This window comes from Desulfovibrio piger, from assembly GCF_951793255.1.
Lineage (GTDB): Bacteria > Desulfobacterota > Desulfovibrionia > Desulfovibrionales > Desulfovibrionaceae > Desulfovibrio.
In genome coordinates this window covers 1,491,552-1,507,193 of record NZ_OX636706.1, presented here as the reverse complement: position 1 = coordinate 1,507,193, position 15,642 = coordinate 1,491,552, and the positions used below count along the sequence as shown (strand labels likewise).

Genomic DNA, 15,642 nt, shown 5'->3' with positions numbered 1-15,642 from the left:
AGTGTGCTCATGTTTCTGATTTTACTGGCTCTGTGTGTACTGGCGGTCAGCGCCGCCGGTCTGGGGCTGCTGGCCTTTGCCCGCCCCACGCCCGCCACGACCCGGCTGGCCGATCTGTTCGGCCCTCTGGGGGCCGCCTGCGGCTGTGCCCTGGGCATGGCGGGCCTGTTCACGGACAGCTGGACAGGCAGCCTGCTGTGGACCCAGGCCTGGGGCCTGCCCGTGGGCGGTCTGAGTCTGGGGCTGGACGCCCTTTCCCGCGTCTTCCTGCTGCCGGTCTTCGGCCTGGGCTTCGTCTGTGCCTGTGCCGGGGGCATCTCGCTGCGCCATACCCGCGCCAGCGAACATAACCTGGCCGCCCACTGGCTCTTCTATCTGCTGCTGGTGCTGGGCATGGCCGTGGTCATGATGGCCCGTGACGCCGTGCTCTTCCTGCTGGCCTGGGAAGTCATGTCCCTGTCGCCCTTCTTCCTCATCGACTTCAACGACAGCGACCGCAACGTGCGCGACGCCTCGTGGGTCTATCTGGTGGCCGCCCACCTGGGTGCCGTGCTGCTGCTGGCCTTCTTCGGCCTGCTCTGGCAGAACGCGGGCGATACGGCCTTTGCTACCCTGGCCCTCAAGGAAGGCCCCGTGGTGCCGCTGGCCTCGGTCCTGTTCGTGCTGTCCCTGCTGGGCTTCGGCGCCAAGGCCGGCATCGCGCCCATGCACGTCTGGCTGCCCGAGGCCCACCCGGCCGCGCCCAGCCACATCTCGGCCCTGCTCTCCGGCGCCATGATCAACGCCGGTCTGTACGGCATCATCCGCAGCTGCGAATTCGTGGCCCCCCTGAGCGCCGCCCCGGCCTGGTGGGGCTGGCTGACCCTGTTCCTGGGTCTGGGCACGGCGTTGATGGGCATCCTCAAGGCTCTGGCCCAGAGCAACCTCAAGCGCCTGCTGGCCTACTCCAGCGTGGAGAACATGGGCCTCATGCTCATGGGCGTGGGCGCCTGGCTCATCGGCAGCCACAGCGGCAACAGCTGGATCGGGACCCTGGGTCTGGCCGGTGCCATGTTCCACATGCTCAACCACTCGGCTTTCAAGGGCCTGCTCTTCCTCACCGCCGGTGAAGTGCTGCACGCCACCGGCACCGTGCGCATGGAACTGCTGGGCGGCCTGCAGCAGCGCATGCCCCTGGTGGGCGCGGCCTTCGGCATCGGCGCGGTCTCCATCGCCTGCTTCCCGCCCTTCAACGGCTTTGCCGGTGAGTTCGTGCTGGCCCTTTCCCTGCTGGACGGCTCCAGCCTGCCCGGCGTGGAACAGCAGCTGGGCCTGCTCATGGCGCTGGTGGTGCTGGGCCTGGTCTCCGGTTTGGCCGCCGCCACCTATGCCAAGGCTTACGGCATCACCTTCCTGGGCGCGCCGCGCAGCCGCTGTGTGGAAGAAGCCCACCGCCCCCGTCCCCGCGATCTCTGGCCCCTGGCCATCCCGGCCTTCCTCTGCGTGGCCGGCGGTCTGGCCTCCGGCCACTGCTTCCGCTGGCTCATCAGCACGGTCAACGCGCCCCTGCCCGATCCGGTAGCCGGGCAGCAGGTCATGCTGCGCGTGGCCGACATGCTGGGCACGGTCTCGCTGGTGGGCATGGTGCTGCTGGCCCTGGTGGCCGCCCTGTGGCTGCTGCGCAAGGTCTGCATCGCCGGCCGCCTGCGCCGTGAGGAGACCTGGGGCTGCGGCTACCAGTACGGGACCCCGCGCGTGCAGTACACGGACGCTTCCTTCTCCGAGCCGCTGGGCCGCATCTTCGGCGGCGCCATGGGCCTGAAAGTGCATCAGGAGCTGGATGCCCATTACTTCCCCGGCAAGGCGTCCGTGGCCATCTCCGCCCCTGACCGTCTGCGTACGGGCCTGTTCACGCCGCTGTTCGAAGGCGTGGAAAAGCTCTGCAACATGTGCAAGATCCTGCAACACGGCAAGATCCATCTCTATATCCTTTACATCCTCGCCACGCTGGTGGCGTTGCTGGCCTGGGGGCTGCACGCATGAGCGATCTCGCCTTCTACTGTTTCCAGTATGCGCTGGCCCTGCTGCTGGCGCCGCTGCTGCCGGGCATCATAGCCCGTATCAAGGCCAAGGTGGCAGGCAGGCACGGCAAGCCTGTGCTGCAATTGTACTTCGACATCTTCAAGGGCCTGCGCAAGGGCGAGGTCATCAGCCAGGTGACCACGCCTGTCTTCACCCTGGGCCCGGTGGTGGGCCTGGCCACGGTGCTCTGCGCCCTTGCCCTGCTGCCCCTGGGCGGCATGGCCTCGCCGCTGCGTTTTTCCGGCGACTTTTTGCTGGCCGCCTACCTGCTGGGCCTGGGCCGCTTTTTGACCATGCTGGCCGCCCTGGATACCGGTTCGTCCTTTGAAGGCATGGGCGCCAGCCGCGAGGCCGCCTTCTCGGCCCTGTCCGAGCCGGTGCTCTTCCTCTGCCTGCTGACCCTGGTGGGCGTGGGTTCCACCCTGGGCATGCACGATGCGCTTTCCCTGTCCGGCATGCTGGGTGGCCGTCCGGCCCACGAATGGCTGCTGGGACGTGCCGAGCTGCTGCTGGTGCCGGTGGTCTTCTTCGTGCTGCTGCTGGTGGAGAACAGCCGCATCCCCGTGGATGACCCCACCACCCATCTGGAACTGACCATGATCCACGAGGTCATGATCCTGGACCACTCCGGCCCCAGCCTCTCCTTCATCGAGTACGGCGCGGCCCTCAAGCTGTGGTTCTTCGCGGCCCTGCCCGCGGGCATCCTGGTGCCCGACCTGCCCCTGTGGCAGCAGAGCCTGTGCTGGCTGGCCTGCATCTTTGCCGTGGCCGTGCTGGTGGGCATCGTGGAATCCGTCATGGCCCGTCTGCGCATGCAGAAGGTGCCCGTGCTGCTGGGCGGCGCGGCCGTGCTTTCGGCCCTGGCCCTGATCCTGACCCAGGTGAGGTAAATCATGAGCGCTCTTTTCCAGTTCTTCCTCTTCCTGCTGACGCTCAACAACCTGGCCCTGCTGGGCATGGGCCGCCTGCGCACGCTCATCAATTTGGTGACCGCGCAGGGCATCCTGCTGGGCGGCCTGCTGCTCATCCATGACCATGCCCTGCTGGCCGTGGCCGTGCTGCTCATCAAGGGCGGCCTGCTGCCCTGGCTGCTGCACCGCACCCGGCGCCAGATCGGTGCCGATCCGCACATCAAGCCCCGTCTGGGCTTTGGCCTGGCCGTGCTCACCGGCCTGGCCTGCCTGGTCTTCTCGCTCTGGCTGGAAGGCCGCCTGCCCATGACGCCCGGCCTTTTCCCGCCTCTGCTCCTGCCCGCCGGCCTGACCACGCTGTTCTGCGGCCTTCTGCTGGTGGTGGGCCGTGCCACGGCGCTCTCGCAGGTCATGGGCTATCTGGTGGCCGAAAACGGCATCTTCCTGCTGGGCATCCCGCTCATGACGGCCGGTGCCGTCTGGTTCGAGCTGACCCTGCTGCTGGATATCTTCGTGGCGGTCTTCGTCATGGGCATCGCCATCAACCACATCAGCCACACGTTCGAATCCATCGACGTGGGCTTCCACGACCTGCGCGACTAGGGGGCGACCATGCTGGAATGTCTGCTGTTTGCGCCCCTGTGCGCCGGACTGCTCATGCTGCTGCTGGGCAATACCACCGTCTGCCGCGGCCTGCTCTTGCTCACGGCCGTGCTGCACACGGCTCTTTCCGTCAAACTGGCTGCCGACGTGAGCGGCGGCCTGCATCCGCAGGCCCTGGCCGGTCTGCTGGCGCCTGACGCGCTGGGCACGCTCTTCCTCGTGCTGGCCAGCGTGCTCTTCCTGGTGGCCTCGGTCTACGGCGTGGGCTACCTGCGCGACGAGGCCCTGATCACCGAACGCACCAGCATCCTGGACGGCCGTGCCTTCACCAATGCCCCGGAACGCCGCTTCACGGCCTGCCTGTGCTTCTTCCTCTCGGCCATGACGCTGGTCACCACCACGCGCCATCTGGGCGCCCTGTGGGTGGGCATCGAGATCACCACCCTGTCCAGCGCGCCCCTGATCTACTTCCACCGCCACAAGCAGTCGCTGGAAGCCACCTGGAAATACCTCATCATCTGTTCCGTGGGCATCGCCCTGGCCCTGCTGGGCAACATCCTGCTTTCCGTGGCCTTCTACGAGCCCGGCGTGCCGCCGGTGGAGAGCATGGACCAGGTGGAGGCCTTCCGCCATCTGGCCCGGCAGCGCGCCGAAGCCCTGGCCGTGCTGGATGCGCCCCAGAGCGCGGCGACCTATCTGCCCTGGCTCAAGGCGGCCTTCATCTTCCTGCTGGTGGGCTACGGCACCAAGATGGGCCTGGCGCCCCTGCACAACTGGCTGCCCGACGCCCACAGCCAGGCCCCCTCGCTGGTCTCGGCCCTGCTGTCCGGCGCCCTGCTCAACTGTGCCTTCCTGGGCATCCTCCGCGGACATCAGATCATGCTGGGCGCGGGCCTGGGCGGGTTCAGCGGCACGCTGCTGGTCTTCTTCGGCCTGGTCTCCATGTTCGTGGCCGCCATCTTCATCGTGGGACAGGGCCACTACAAGCGCATGCTGGCCTACTCCAGCGTGGAGCACATGGGCATCCTGGCCCTGGCCGTGGGCCTGGGCGGCGCCGCGGCCTTCGGCGGCATGCTGCACGCCATGTGCCATTCGCTGACCAAGTGCATGCTCTTCCTGCTGGCCGGCAACATCCTGGCCCGCTACCACACCTATTCCAGCTACGACGTGCACGGCCTGCGCTGGACCATGCCCGTCACCGGCGCCCTGTGGATGGGCGGCTTCCTGGCCATCGTGGGCTCGCCGCCGTTCGGCCTGTTCGTCAGCGAGTTCCTGATCCTCAAGGGCATCCTGCAGCAGGGCCAGTGGCTGGTGGCCGCCCTGTACATGCTGGCCCTGGCCATCATCTTCGTGGGCATGTCCGTGGCCGTGCTGCGCATGTTCCAGGGCACCCGCCCCACCGACATGCCCGAGTGCCCGCGTGAGTCCGCCCTGAGCGTGCTGCCGCCCATGGCCCTGGGCCTGTGCGTGCTGCTGCTGGGTTTCTGGATGCCCGACGGCGTCGAAAAGCTGCTGCGCGCCAGCGCGGCCCTCATTGGAGGCTAGACCATGCGTTTTTCCTATGCTTCCCCGGCCAGACTGGCCGACATCCCCTGTCTTGACGCGGCCTCCCTGCGGGCCGCCATCCTGACGCAGGTGGCGCACGGCTGGCGCGTGCTGGCCTTCTTTGGCCTGCCCCGGGCCCTGTACGCCCAGGGCGAACTGGCGCTGGTGGCGGGCAATACGGCCGCCGCCGGCCTGTGCTGCGTCATGGCCCATGACCAGCGGCAGGAGCTGTGGGCCTCCCGCTGCCTGCCGCTGGAACGCTATGCGTCCATGAGCCAGGAATGCCCGCAGCTCCAGCGCTTCGAGCGTGAAGTCTGCGAGGCCTGGGGCATCGTGCCCGAGGGCCACCCCTGGCTCAAGCCCGTGCGCTACACCACGCCCGCCTCGGGCGCGGAACGTCCCGGCCCGGCCCAGTGCGACCACTACCGCGTGGAAGGCGGCCAGGTCCACGAAGTGGCCGTGGGCCCCGTGCATGCGGGCATCATCGAACCCGGTCACTTCCGCTTCCAGTGCTACGGCGAGAACGTGCTCAATCTGGAGATCAGCCTGGGCTTCCAGCACCGCGGCGTGGAAAAGATGCTGGCCGGCGGCCCGCACCTGCGTGATGCCGCGCTCATGGAATGCGTGGCCGGGGACACCAGCGTGGGCCACTGCACGGCCTACAGCGTGGTGCTGGAGCGTCTGGCGGGCGTCAGCGTGCCGCTGCGCGCCCAGCTGCTGCGGCGCATGGGCCTGGAGTTCGAACGCCTGGCCAACCACACCGGCGACCTGGGCGCCATCGCGGGCGATACGGGCTTTTTGCCCACCTCGTCCTGGAACGGCCGCATCCGCGGCGACTTCCTCAACATGACCGCCGAGATCTGCGGCAACCGCTTCGGGCGCGGCCTGGTCTGCCCCGGCGGCGTCAACTGGGATCTGGACCCCGCTGCCTGCCGCGGCCTGCTGGATCGCCTGCGTGCGGGCTGGCGTGACGTCAAGGGCGCCGTGGACGTGATGTTCGCCTCGCCCAGCGTGCTGGACCGTCTGACCGGCACGGGCTGTGTCAGCCTGCGCACCGCCGAGGACTTCGGCATGGTGGGCGTGGCCGCGCGTGCCTGCGGCCTGCCGCGCGATGCCCGGCGCCATGCGCCCCTTTCCCGCCTGCCGCTGGAAGATACCGACATCCGTACCGCCCAGGGCGGCGACGTGCTGGGCCGCGCCACGGTGCGCCGTCTGGAAGTGGCCGATTCCGTGCGTCTGGTGGAAGCCGATCTCCAGCATCTGGCCCGTCTGGGCGAGGAGGAGAAGCTCCGCGAGGGCGAAAGCGATACCGCCCTCTGGCGTGCACCCATGCCCGATACCCTGCCCGGCGGCATGCTGGCCGTGGCCCAGGTGGAAGGCTGGCGCGGCGAGCTGTGCCATGTGGCCGTCACGGATGCGGAAGGCCGCTTCGGCGTCTACAAGATCTATGATCCTTCGTGGCACAACTGGAGCGGTCTGGAGATGGCCCTGCGCGGCGAACAGATCTCCGACTTCCCGCTCTGCAACAAGAGCTTCAACCTTTCCTATTGCGGCCACGACCTGTAGGCAGGAGGACTGACATGCTGGACATCTTCAAGGAACGCCTGCACCAGAAATACAGGACGCTGGATTTCCCCCGCAAGGCGCCGGGCCTTTCGCCCCGCTACATGGGACGCCCCGAGATCGCGGCCGGGGACTGCGGCTCCTGCCGCGCCTGCCTCGACGTCTGCCCCACCGGGGCCCTGCGCAAGCTCTCGCCCGCCGAACCCGGCCCCGCCGGAGAGACCGGCGGCATCGCCCTGGATATGGGGCGCTGCCTGTTTTGCGGTGCCTGTGCCCGTGCCTGTACCGCGGCACGCGGCGAGGGCCTGATCCGCTTCACCAAGGACTATCGCGTGGCCGCCTTTGCCCGTGAGGACCTCATCGTCACGGCCCAGCCCCGGCCCCTGCACAAGCCCAGGGCCTGCAACGGCCTGTTCTCCCGCTCGCTCAAGCTGCGCGAGATCAGCGCCGCCGGCTGCAACGCCTGTGAAGCCGATACCAACGTGCTGGGCACCCTGGTCTACGACCTGGGCAAGTTCGGCATCAACTTCGTGGCCTCGCCCCGTCATGCCGACGGCATCCTGGTCACCGGCCCCGTGAGCCGCAACATGCGCGAAGCCGTGCTGGCCACCTGGGCCGCCGTGCCCGAGCCGCGCATCGCCATCGCCGTGGGCTCCTGCGCCATCTCCGGCGGCCTCTTCGCCGACAGCGACGAATGCTGCGGCGGTCTGCCGCCCCTGTGCGACGTGCAGCTCTTCGTGCCCGGCTGCCCGCCCAGCCCCTGGAGCATCCTCGACGGCCTGCTGCGCCTCAAGTCGGAAAAAGACGTGCTGTAAAGATAGGTGAGGGGAGGGGAACCCCCTCTGCCGACGCGAGAGGGGCTTCCCCTCCCCTCAAACTCCCCTCCCCCTCCCCAGCGCGTTTTATTCTGTCCTGCGGGGCGGATAAAAAACGTGCCGCGCTTCCCCGGCCCCATGCCGTCAGCTCTGCCCTCGATGCCCGTAGATTCCTTCATCGCAACGAGCACGCCCCTTGCAGGCCGCCATTCGAGCGAGCCTCTTTTCACTGCTAAAAACGCAGCCACCACTTTCGCAAGTCCCTCCTCCCGCCCCTGGTATGCCTATCACGGACAGGCATGTCTTCTATCCCGTTCTGTCTAAAAGCCATCTGCGTCCTGCCTTGAATAACAGTATCCTCTCCGCATACGCTCTACGCATCCCCCACCCAACCAGCGGCCGTTCTGCCATCACGGCAACTTTTCTTCCCCATCCATTGAGCGCGCCGATCGGGCGGCGTACGCCGAAGGCGTCGTGCCGCCCTTGCCCCGGCGCGCCCGCGCAGTACCGGGGACCGAGGCGGGGCAGGGGGTGCAGGGGGCCTGGGGCTGCCCAAGCCCCGGCCCCTTGCCGCTCGCCGCGCAGGCAGACCAGCCCGGATGTCGGGCAACGGCCGCTCATCGTGCGGCAGCCCTCCGCGTCACGCGGCTCTATCCCGGCACGGCGCAGTGTCCATCCTCCTCCTGCCGCAGCGGCGAACCTCTTTTACGTTGCCTTCCCCCCGGGCCGGTGGCATACTGCCGCCATGTCCATCTTCACCACATCCACTCCCGTCATCGGCACGCCGGAAAACGGCGAATGGCCTCTGGTGCACCCGCTGGCCTGCCTGCCCGAACCGGCCCTGGAGTCCCCCACGCAGGGCAGCATCCCCGACGATGCCGCCTGCATGGCCCTTTGGGACAAATATGGCATGCTGGACAATATCCGCGCCCATTCGCGCATGGTGGCCCATATCGCCACCGAGCTGGCCCAGCGGGCCCGCGCGGCCGGGTTCCCGGTCAATGTGGCCGCTGTGCGCGCCAGCGCCATGCTGCACGACATCGCCAAGACCTACAGCGTCCTGCACGGCGGCAGCCATGCCCAGCTGGGGGCCAGCTGGGTGGTGGCCGAGACCCGCAACCATGCCTTGGCGCAGGGCGTGCTGCTGCACGTCCACTGGCCCTGGGCCGTCCCGGAGCAGGAGCCCGAGCGCCTGTTCTCCATCCCGTTTTTCGTGATCTACGCTGACAAGCGGGTCAAGCACGACCAGTGCGTGCCCCTGCGCCAGCGCTATGAAGACCTGCTGGTGCGTTACGGCCATACGGAAAAGGCCCGCAAGGGCATCCGCCTTTCGTGGCAGCAGGGCGAATGTATCGAACGCGCCTTCGAGGCGCATCTGGGGTATGCCATCCATGAAGATTCTTTTGATAGCGGGCGGCTGGTCCAGCGAGCGTGAGGTCTCCCTGACCGGTGCCCGCGGCATGCAGGAAGCCCTGCTCAAACGCGGTCACGCCGTGACCTTCTTCGACCTGCTGGAAAATTTCGACGAGCTGCTGGAGACCGCCCGGCAGCATGACTTTGCCCTCATCAACCTGCACGGTTCGCCGGGCGAGGACGGTCTGGTGCAGGCCATGCTGGAAAAGGCCGGCTGTCCCTACCAGGGCTCCGGGCCTTCCGGTTCCTTCCTGGCCCTGAACAAGGCCGCCGCCAAGCAGATCTTCCGCATGGCCGGCCTGCCCACGGCCGACTGGGAATTCCTGCCCGTGCGTCCCGCCGAAGGCTGGGAACCGCGCCTGCCCTGGCCGCTCTTCGTCAAGACCACCACGGGCGGTTCTTCCCTGCGTCTGGGCCGTGCCACCAACCGGCAGGAACTGGATGCCCTCATGGACGAGATCTTCGCCGCCGGTGAAGGTGTGCTCATCGAACCCCAGCTGCCCGGCAAGGAGATCACCTGCGGCATCCTGGGCGAGGAAGCCATGCCGCCCATCCTCATCGAGCCCGTGGCGGGCGACTACTTCGACTACGAGAGCAAGTACGCCAGCGGCGGCGCGCGCGAGCTCTGCCCCGCGCCCGTTTCCCCGGCCGTCACCGCCGAGGTGCAGCGCCTGGCCCTGGCCGCCCACAAGGCCCTGGGCCTCAAGGGCTACAGCCGCGCCGACTTCATCCTCGGCCCCGACGACAGCCTGCACCTGCTGGAGGTCAACACCCTGCCCGGCATGACGCCCACCAGCCTCGTGCCGCAGGAGGCCGCCCAGCTGGGCATGGACTTTGGCCAGCTGCTGGAAAAACTCATCGAGCTGGGCATGGAACAGCACGCCAAAGCCTGATCCCTGCCCCTTCCGTTTGCCTTCAGGCGCGCTGTCCCCGGGCAGCGCGCTTTTTCGTTTCCGGCCCGTGCCGGGAGCGGCCCCGTTCCGAGCGCCCCGGCGCACGTCTGCCCAAGGAGGCAGCCCCATGAATCCCACTCTTGCCGCCCACGCGGCCGCCATCCTGACCATCCTCATCTGGGGCGCCACCTTCACCTCCACCAAGGTGCTGCTGCAGGCCTTTGCGCCCATCGAGATCCTTTTCCTGCGCTTTTTGCTGGGGGCCTGTGCCCTGTTGCTGGCCTGCCCCCGCCTGCTGCATGTGCGTGACCGGCGCCGGGAAGTGACCTTTGCCCTGGCGGGCCTGTGCGGCGTGACCCTCTACTTTTTGCTGGAGAACATCGCCCTGAGCTACAGCACGGCGTCCAACGTGGGCGTGCTGGTGGGCATATCGCCCTTTTTGACGGCCCTGCTGGCCCGCATCGTCCTGGGCGAGAGCCTGCATCCCGGCTTTTTCGTGGGCTTCGTCTGCGCCATGTCCGGCATCGTCTGCATCGCCGTCAACAGCAATGCCGTGCTCCGGCTCAACCCGCTGGGCGATGTCCTGGCCCTGCTGGCGGCCCTGACCTGGGCCTTCTATTCCATCCTGACCCGCAAGATAGGCGACTACGGCTACAATACCTTGCAGGTGACGCGCCGCATCTTCTGCTGGGGCCTGCTCTTCATGCTGCCAACCCTGCCGCTGTCCGGATTCCGCTGGGGGCTGGAGCGTCTGGCGCAGCCCGAGATGCTGGCCAACCTGCTCTTCCTCGGCCTGGGGGCCTCGGCCCTGTGCTTCGCCACCTGGAATTTCACCATCCGCATCCTGGGCGCCATCAAGACCAGCGTCTATATCTACGCCGTGCCCGTGGTCTCGGTCATCACCGCCACCCTTTTGCTGGGCGAACGCCTGACCGGCCTGGCCCTTACCGGCATGGCCCTCATCATCCTCGGTCTGGTCATCTCCGAAGGCCGCCTGCCCCTGCGCCGCAAAAAAGCCTGACCGCAGCCGGGCCGCGCCCCGAGATACCCCCCTGCCCCGGAACAGCCAAAAGCCCCGCGCCGCCATGACGACAGCACGGGGCTTTTCAGCAACGGGCCCGCAGGGCGGTATCCGCTTAGTTCCAGATCAGATGCAGCAACCAGTAGGAACAGAAGCCCACGGTGGCCGCAGCGGGCAGAGTCAGCACCCAGGCCGTGACCAACTGTCCGGCCACGGTCCAGCGCACGGCGGAAAGGCGCTTGGTGGACCCCACACCGAAGATGCAGGCCGAGATGGTGTGCGTGGTGCTCACGGGAGCGCCCAGCACGGATGCCCCGGAGATGACCAGAGCGGCCGAGGTCTCGGCGGCAAAGCCGTGCACGGGCTCCAGCTTGAAGATGCGGTGGCCCATGGTCTTGACGATCTTCCAGCCGCCGATGGCCGTACCGGCGGCCATGGCCATGGCGCAGGCCAGCTTGACCCACAGGGGCACGGCCACTTCGTCGATCTCGCCGAAGATGAACAGGGCCAGGGTGATGATGCCCATGGTCTTCTGGGCGTCATTGAGGCCGTGGCTGGTGGCCATGAAGGCCGCGGACACCAGCTGTATCTTGCGGAAGATGCGGTTGACCTTGCTGCGCATGACCCGCGCGAAGATCCAGTAGATGAGCCACATGATGAGGAAGCCCACCCCAAAGCCCGCCAGCGGCGAGAGCACCAGCGGCAGCAGCACCTTGTTGACGATACCGGCGAAATTGAGGGCATCGGGCCCGGCATGGGCCAGGGCAGCACCCACCAGGCCGCCGATGAGCGCATGGGAGGACGACGAGGGGATGCCGAAATACCAGGTGAGGCAGTTCCAGAAGATAGCGCCCAGCAGGGCCGCCAGCACGAGGATATGGCTGCCCTGGACCACTTCGGGCAGAACAAGGCCCGCCCCGAGGGTCTTGGCCACCTCGGTGCCCAGCAGGGCCCCGGCCAGGTTGAGGGCGGCCGCCATGCCCACGGCAAAGCGGGGCGTCACCACCTTGGTGGAGACCACGGTGGCGATGGCATTGGCGCAGTCGTGCGCGCCGTTGGTAAAGTCGAATACCAGGGCGACAAGGACGATCAGAATGAGCAGGAGAGGGATCTCAAACATTCTTCAGCACCGCTTCTTCGATGGTTTCAGCCAGATTATTGACGTTTTCCAGAAGCATGCTGATGCGGTCGTAAGCCTGGCTCCACTTCATGATGTTCATGAGCCGGGCGGGGGTGATCTCCTGCTGGTCGTCCATGAGCTCGGCCAGTCCCACGGCCAGCAGCATGTCGCACTCGCCGCGCAGGTAGCGGAAGGCGCGCGTCTTGTGGCAGTCCTCACGCCGGGTCAGGCCGTCCAGCATCTCGCCGGTCAGCTCCAGCATGGAGCAGATGGTGCGCACCAGCTGCACGGCGGGGAAGCGCATGGTGGGGAACTCGAAGATGTGCAGACGGGTGCTCAGGGTGTGCAGGCCGTCCAGAGCCTCTTCCTGTTCCTGGTTGATGCGCAGGATGTCCTCACGGTCGATGGGCGTGATGAAGGTCTGCGACAGGTCGCGGATGATGCGCACATGGAGTTTGTCCGCCTCTTCCTCGATCAGGGCGATCTCCTTGTGGGCCTCGTCCATCTTGGACAGGTCCTCCAGCATGGCGAGCAACAGTCGCGACATGTGGCGCAAATGGCTGTTTTGCTCCAGCAGCATTTCAAAGAACGGAGCGGACTTGGGAAGCAGGGATGCGAACATGCGCCCTCCTCTTGATGTGAAAGATCCCTGGACGGGGCCCCCTGCCCCTGCGGCAAACGGCCGCACGGGATGTATTACCGGGATCCCCTGACTTCATTCCTTATCGTGTACGCCCGGTATGCGTGTTTCCGGGCGGGTACCGCCTTTTGTTACAATAGATAATGATATCTGTTTATTATCTTTGCAGAGATTATACGGTGTCCATGAAATCGTTTTCAAGCCATTTCCGGCCTGCGGCTGCGATTTCCCCTTCCGGCAGCCAGTCAGGCGGCAGCAGCCAGCGGGCCTCCGGCAGATGCAAGGCGCCGTGGTGCAGAAAAAAATATCCCTGCCCGTCTTCTGAGGACTGCGGCAGGGAGGAAGCATACAGGCCATCCAGCCACAAGGCATGGCCCAGAGCGGCGGCATGGGCCCGGATCTGGTGTCGGGCGCCCCGATGGATGGTACAGCCCGCCAGGGTCAGACTGTCGGGCAAAGAGGGGATGGACAAAGAAAAACTCCGGCACAGTTCGCGGGCGAAAGCACGGCAGGACTCGCCCTGCCAGCGGTACAGGGGCCGGAACCAGGTCCAGCGGGTGGCATCAGCGGTCTCGGCATCCAGCACACGGACCACACGGCGCTGCGCCATATCCAGGGCTCGGCGCACGCAGGCCTCCTGCTCCAGACAACCGGACAGCAGGGCCAGATAACCTTTGCAGCACCGCCCCCCGGCTTCGGCCTGGCGAAAATCCTGCACCGTGGCGTCCAGGCCGCCCGCATCATCCGCCACGGCGGCGCAGACGATGCCCGACGTCCGGGCATCCAGGCGTTGCAGCAGGGCCCAGGCCGAAGGGACGGCGCCCTCGGGCCACAGCGAAGGGATGGCGGCCTCAAGGCTGCGGCCGCTGCCCCCGGCCAGACTGACGCTGTGCCAGCCTGCGGGTTTGAAAAAAGCCTGCCAGCGCCCCTGACGGGAAAGCGCACGGGGAGCTTCTCCACCGGCAGCAGGATCAGGAAAAACTTCCGGGAGAGCCGGGAAAAGGCTGATACTGTCGCCCTGACGGACACGGTAGGCGGCGGGGGCCTGACGGCCGTTGACCCGCACCCGCCCTTCTTCCAGCAGGCGCCGACGGCCGCGCAGGCCGGGCACAGGCCGGCCCAGGGCTTCCAGTACCACGGCCAGGGCCGCGTCCAGCCGCTGGCCGGCAAGGGCGGCATCGGCCACATGACAGTCTTGGTGCAGGGCGTCCATCAGGCATCCTCTTCCGGGATCGCGGCCGTCCCCGCTTCCGGGGCACGCTCACGGGCGCGCAGCTCTTCCACCAGTTCCAGCAGGGCCACGGAGGCTCGTTCGGGATCGTGATGCTGCGGATCGTCGGGGCAGACCATCTCCCTGTCCACCACCTCGATGCCGCGCCGTTCCAGCTCCTTCCATTCGATGCCGCCGGGATAGCGGCCGTGGCGGCTGTCCAGCAGCACGGCATGCAGCAGGTCGCCGGGGCCCGCCTGCGGCGCGTCCTGCTGCAGGTGACGCAGCAGCATGTCCACCTGGGCGGTGAGGGTCAGGCCCTGGGCCTCGGTATCCTTGCCGGAATTGGGGATGTAGATCTTGGGGCAGCGCGCCGCGGCCACGGCACGGCCCACGCCGTCGGGCAGCAGATTGGAGAGCACGCTGGTGTAGAAACTGCCCATGGGATAGCAGATGGCCCCGGCGCTTTGCAGATAGGTGGCCGCCGTGGCCGACAGGGGCGGACGGCAGGGCGTGAGGGCCGTGGAAGTGCGCCCCGGTTCGTGGACCGTGAGGTAGAGGCGCCGTACCGGCTGGGTCAGGCGACAGAAATGGTGCTGCCCCACCAGGACGGAGCCGTCGGCCAGCTCGGCAGCCAGGTGCAGACAGGCATTGACGATGGGCAGGACCACGCCGCGCACCTGCAAAAGACGGCTGAACAGGCTCAGCACCGGCGTGAAATTGCGCTGGAAATGCAGATAGCCCCCGGCAAGCAGCAGGTTGCCCATGCTGGCTTTCTGGGGGCGGAAATCATCGGGCATGCGCTCCAGGAAATAGCCCAGATGCACCCGCATCACATCGGCCATGACCGACGGCAGGGGACGCCAGCAGGGATGCCCGGCGCTGCCCATGGCGCGCAGACGGGCGCGCAGGGCCTCGGAATCTCCTTCCGCGGGCAGGCGCATCTCCCAGAAGTCCAGCACGCTCTGCGGGATCATGCTGTCTGCCAGGGCGGCCAGACGGTTGCGGATGTCCCCCACGGCGGGCAGGGCAAAAGCTTCGCGCAGGGCGGCGGAACTGCCGCCCGAATCGAAGGGCGTCACCAGATGGACGGAATTGTGGATGTAACGGGTAAGACTGCGACTCAGGCCCCTGAGGGCCGTACCGCCGGTGAAGAAGACCAGCCGGGGACCAAGGGCGGGCAGGAGGACGCTCACGCCGCTTCTCCGGTCATGCCCAGTTCGCGCATCCTGAGGTAGATGGCGCGGCCGATCCAGGCATCGGTGGCAGCGTAGATGACCTGGCGCTTGCTCAGCTCCATGACGCTCCAGTTGGAACACTGGGGCCCCTTGGAGATGCGCTGCCCGAACAGGTTGGCGGCCAGGGTGCGCAGGCCCTGCGTGGTCAGCTGATGGGCCCGGGCCACCATGCCCAGATCCACCATGCCCGCAGGCTTGAAAGGATACAGACGGGCCAGCTCGCGCATGTCGTCGCCGATGGCCACCCCGGCCTTGATGACCGCGGGGTCGGCCAGCAGGCCCGCCAATTCGGGCCCGAAAGGCCACCAGGAAAGCTGCACCAGATACACGGCCCGGGCCGTGGCCAGCTGCACCAGGGAAGGGGTGTTGACCCGGCCCTTGCGGAAGGAAGGACGGGTCTCGGTATCGAAGCCCAGCACCTGTTCCTGCTGCAGATCCGGCAGGGCTTTTTCCCAGTCTTCCAGGCTGCGCACCAGATGGATGGACCCTTCGTAATGGCACAGGGGCAGGGCGTTGATTTCGTCGCTGCTCAGGCGGCGACGCAGACTTTCCAGATTCATGCCGTTCGGGGGTTTGTGTCCTAAGGGAGGTACCGCGTACCTGCGGTAC

General features: G+C 67.1%; 14 protein-coding genes. 9 read left to right on the top strand and 5 right to left on the bottom strand.

Going from position 1 to position 15,642, the window contains the following annotated elements:
* Positions 1-9 precede the first annotated feature (9 nt).
* The 9 genes from Q4I12_RS06740 to Q4I12_RS06700 all read left to right on the top strand — a co-directional run bounded on the left by Q4I12_RS06740 (position 10) and on the right by Q4I12_RS06700 (position 10,825).
* Positions 10-2,022 (top strand): proton-conducting transporter transmembrane domain-containing protein, encoded by a 2,013-nt coding sequence (locus tag Q4I12_RS06740; protein ID WP_302261119.1) that lies wholly within the window; start codon positions 10-12, stop codon positions 2,020-2,022.
* Complete coding sequence (locus Q4I12_RS06735; RefSeq protein ID WP_006008038.1) at positions 2,019-2,951, top strand: respiratory chain complex I subunit 1 family protein; 933 nt, start codon at positions 2,019-2,021, stop codon at positions 2,949-2,951. Before Q4I12_RS06740 ends, Q4I12_RS06735 begins: the two co-directional genes overlap by 4 nt.
* Before the next feature lie 3 nt (positions 2,952-2,954).
* Complete coding sequence (locus tag Q4I12_RS06730) at positions 2,955-3,575, top strand: hydrogenase-4 component E (RefSeq protein ID WP_204625602.1); 621 nt, start codon at positions 2,955-2,957, stop codon at positions 3,573-3,575.
* Positions 3,576-3,584: 9 nt separating this feature from the next.
* Positions 3,585-5,120, top strand: coding sequence for a proton-conducting transporter transmembrane domain-containing protein (locus tag Q4I12_RS06725; RefSeq protein ID WP_168935550.1), 1,536 nt, complete (start codon positions 3,585-3,587; stop codon positions 5,118-5,120).
* Between the two features lie 3 nt (positions 5,121-5,123).
* Positions 5,124-6,686, top strand: a complete 1,563-nt coding sequence (locus tag Q4I12_RS06720) for a hydrogenase large subunit (RefSeq protein WP_204625601.1) — start codon at positions 5,124-5,126, stop codon at positions 6,684-6,686.
* A gap of 14 nt (positions 6,687-6,700) precedes the next feature.
* Positions 6,701-7,498 (top strand): NADH-quinone oxidoreductase subunit B family protein, encoded by a 798-nt coding sequence (locus tag Q4I12_RS06715; RefSeq protein WP_204675274.1) that lies wholly within the window; start codon positions 6,701-6,703, stop codon positions 7,496-7,498.
* Positions 7,499-8,243: 745 nt separating this feature from the next.
* Positions 8,244-8,933, top strand: a complete 690-nt coding sequence (locus tag Q4I12_RS06710) for an HD domain-containing protein (protein ID WP_204625860.1) — start codon at positions 8,244-8,246, stop codon at positions 8,931-8,933.
* Complete coding sequence (locus tag Q4I12_RS06705; protein ID WP_168935652.1) at positions 8,890-9,804, top strand: D-alanine--D-alanine ligase family protein; 915 nt, start codon at positions 8,890-8,892, stop codon at positions 9,802-9,804. Before Q4I12_RS06710 ends, Q4I12_RS06705 begins: the two co-directional genes overlap by 44 nt.
* A 127-nt stretch (positions 9,805-9,931) precedes the next feature.
* Entirely contained in the window at positions 9,932-10,825 is an 894-nt protein-coding gene (locus Q4I12_RS06700) for a DMT family transporter (RefSeq protein WP_297158727.1), read from the top strand.
* 115 nt (positions 10,826-10,940) lie between these two features.
* Here the strand turns inward: Q4I12_RS06700 and Q4I12_RS06695 are convergent, their stop codons facing one another.
* The 5 genes from Q4I12_RS06695 to Q4I12_RS06675 form a co-directional block, all read right to left on the bottom strand.
* Positions 10,941-11,945, bottom strand: a complete 1,005-nt coding sequence (locus Q4I12_RS06695; protein ID WP_297158726.1) for an inorganic phosphate transporter — start codon at positions 11,943-11,945, stop codon at positions 10,941-10,943.
* Positions 11,938-12,567, bottom strand: a complete 630-nt coding sequence (locus Q4I12_RS06690; protein WP_204625862.1) for a DUF47 domain-containing protein — start codon at positions 12,565-12,567, stop codon at positions 11,938-11,940. Before Q4I12_RS06690 ends, Q4I12_RS06695 begins: the two co-directional genes overlap by 8 nt.
* Positions 12,568-12,757: 190 nt before the next feature.
* On the bottom strand, positions 12,758-13,798 hold the full coding sequence (locus tag Q4I12_RS06685) for an RNA pseudouridine synthase (protein WP_302261118.1): 1,041 nt from the start codon (positions 13,796-13,798) through the stop codon (positions 12,758-12,760).
* Positions 13,798-14,991: a GAK system CofD-like protein gene (locus tag Q4I12_RS06680; RefSeq protein ID WP_302261117.1), complete on the bottom strand. Its 1,194-nt coding sequence runs from the start codon at positions 14,989-14,991 to the stop codon at positions 13,798-13,800. The genes Q4I12_RS06685 and Q4I12_RS06680 overlap by 1 nt, the downstream gene beginning before the upstream one ends.
* Positions 14,988-15,593: a 3'-5' exonuclease gene (locus Q4I12_RS06675; protein WP_302261116.1), complete on the bottom strand. Its 606-nt coding sequence runs from the start codon at positions 15,591-15,593 to the stop codon at positions 14,988-14,990. Before Q4I12_RS06675 ends, Q4I12_RS06680 begins: the two co-directional genes overlap by 4 nt.
* Positions 15,594-15,642: the final 49 nt, after the last annotated feature.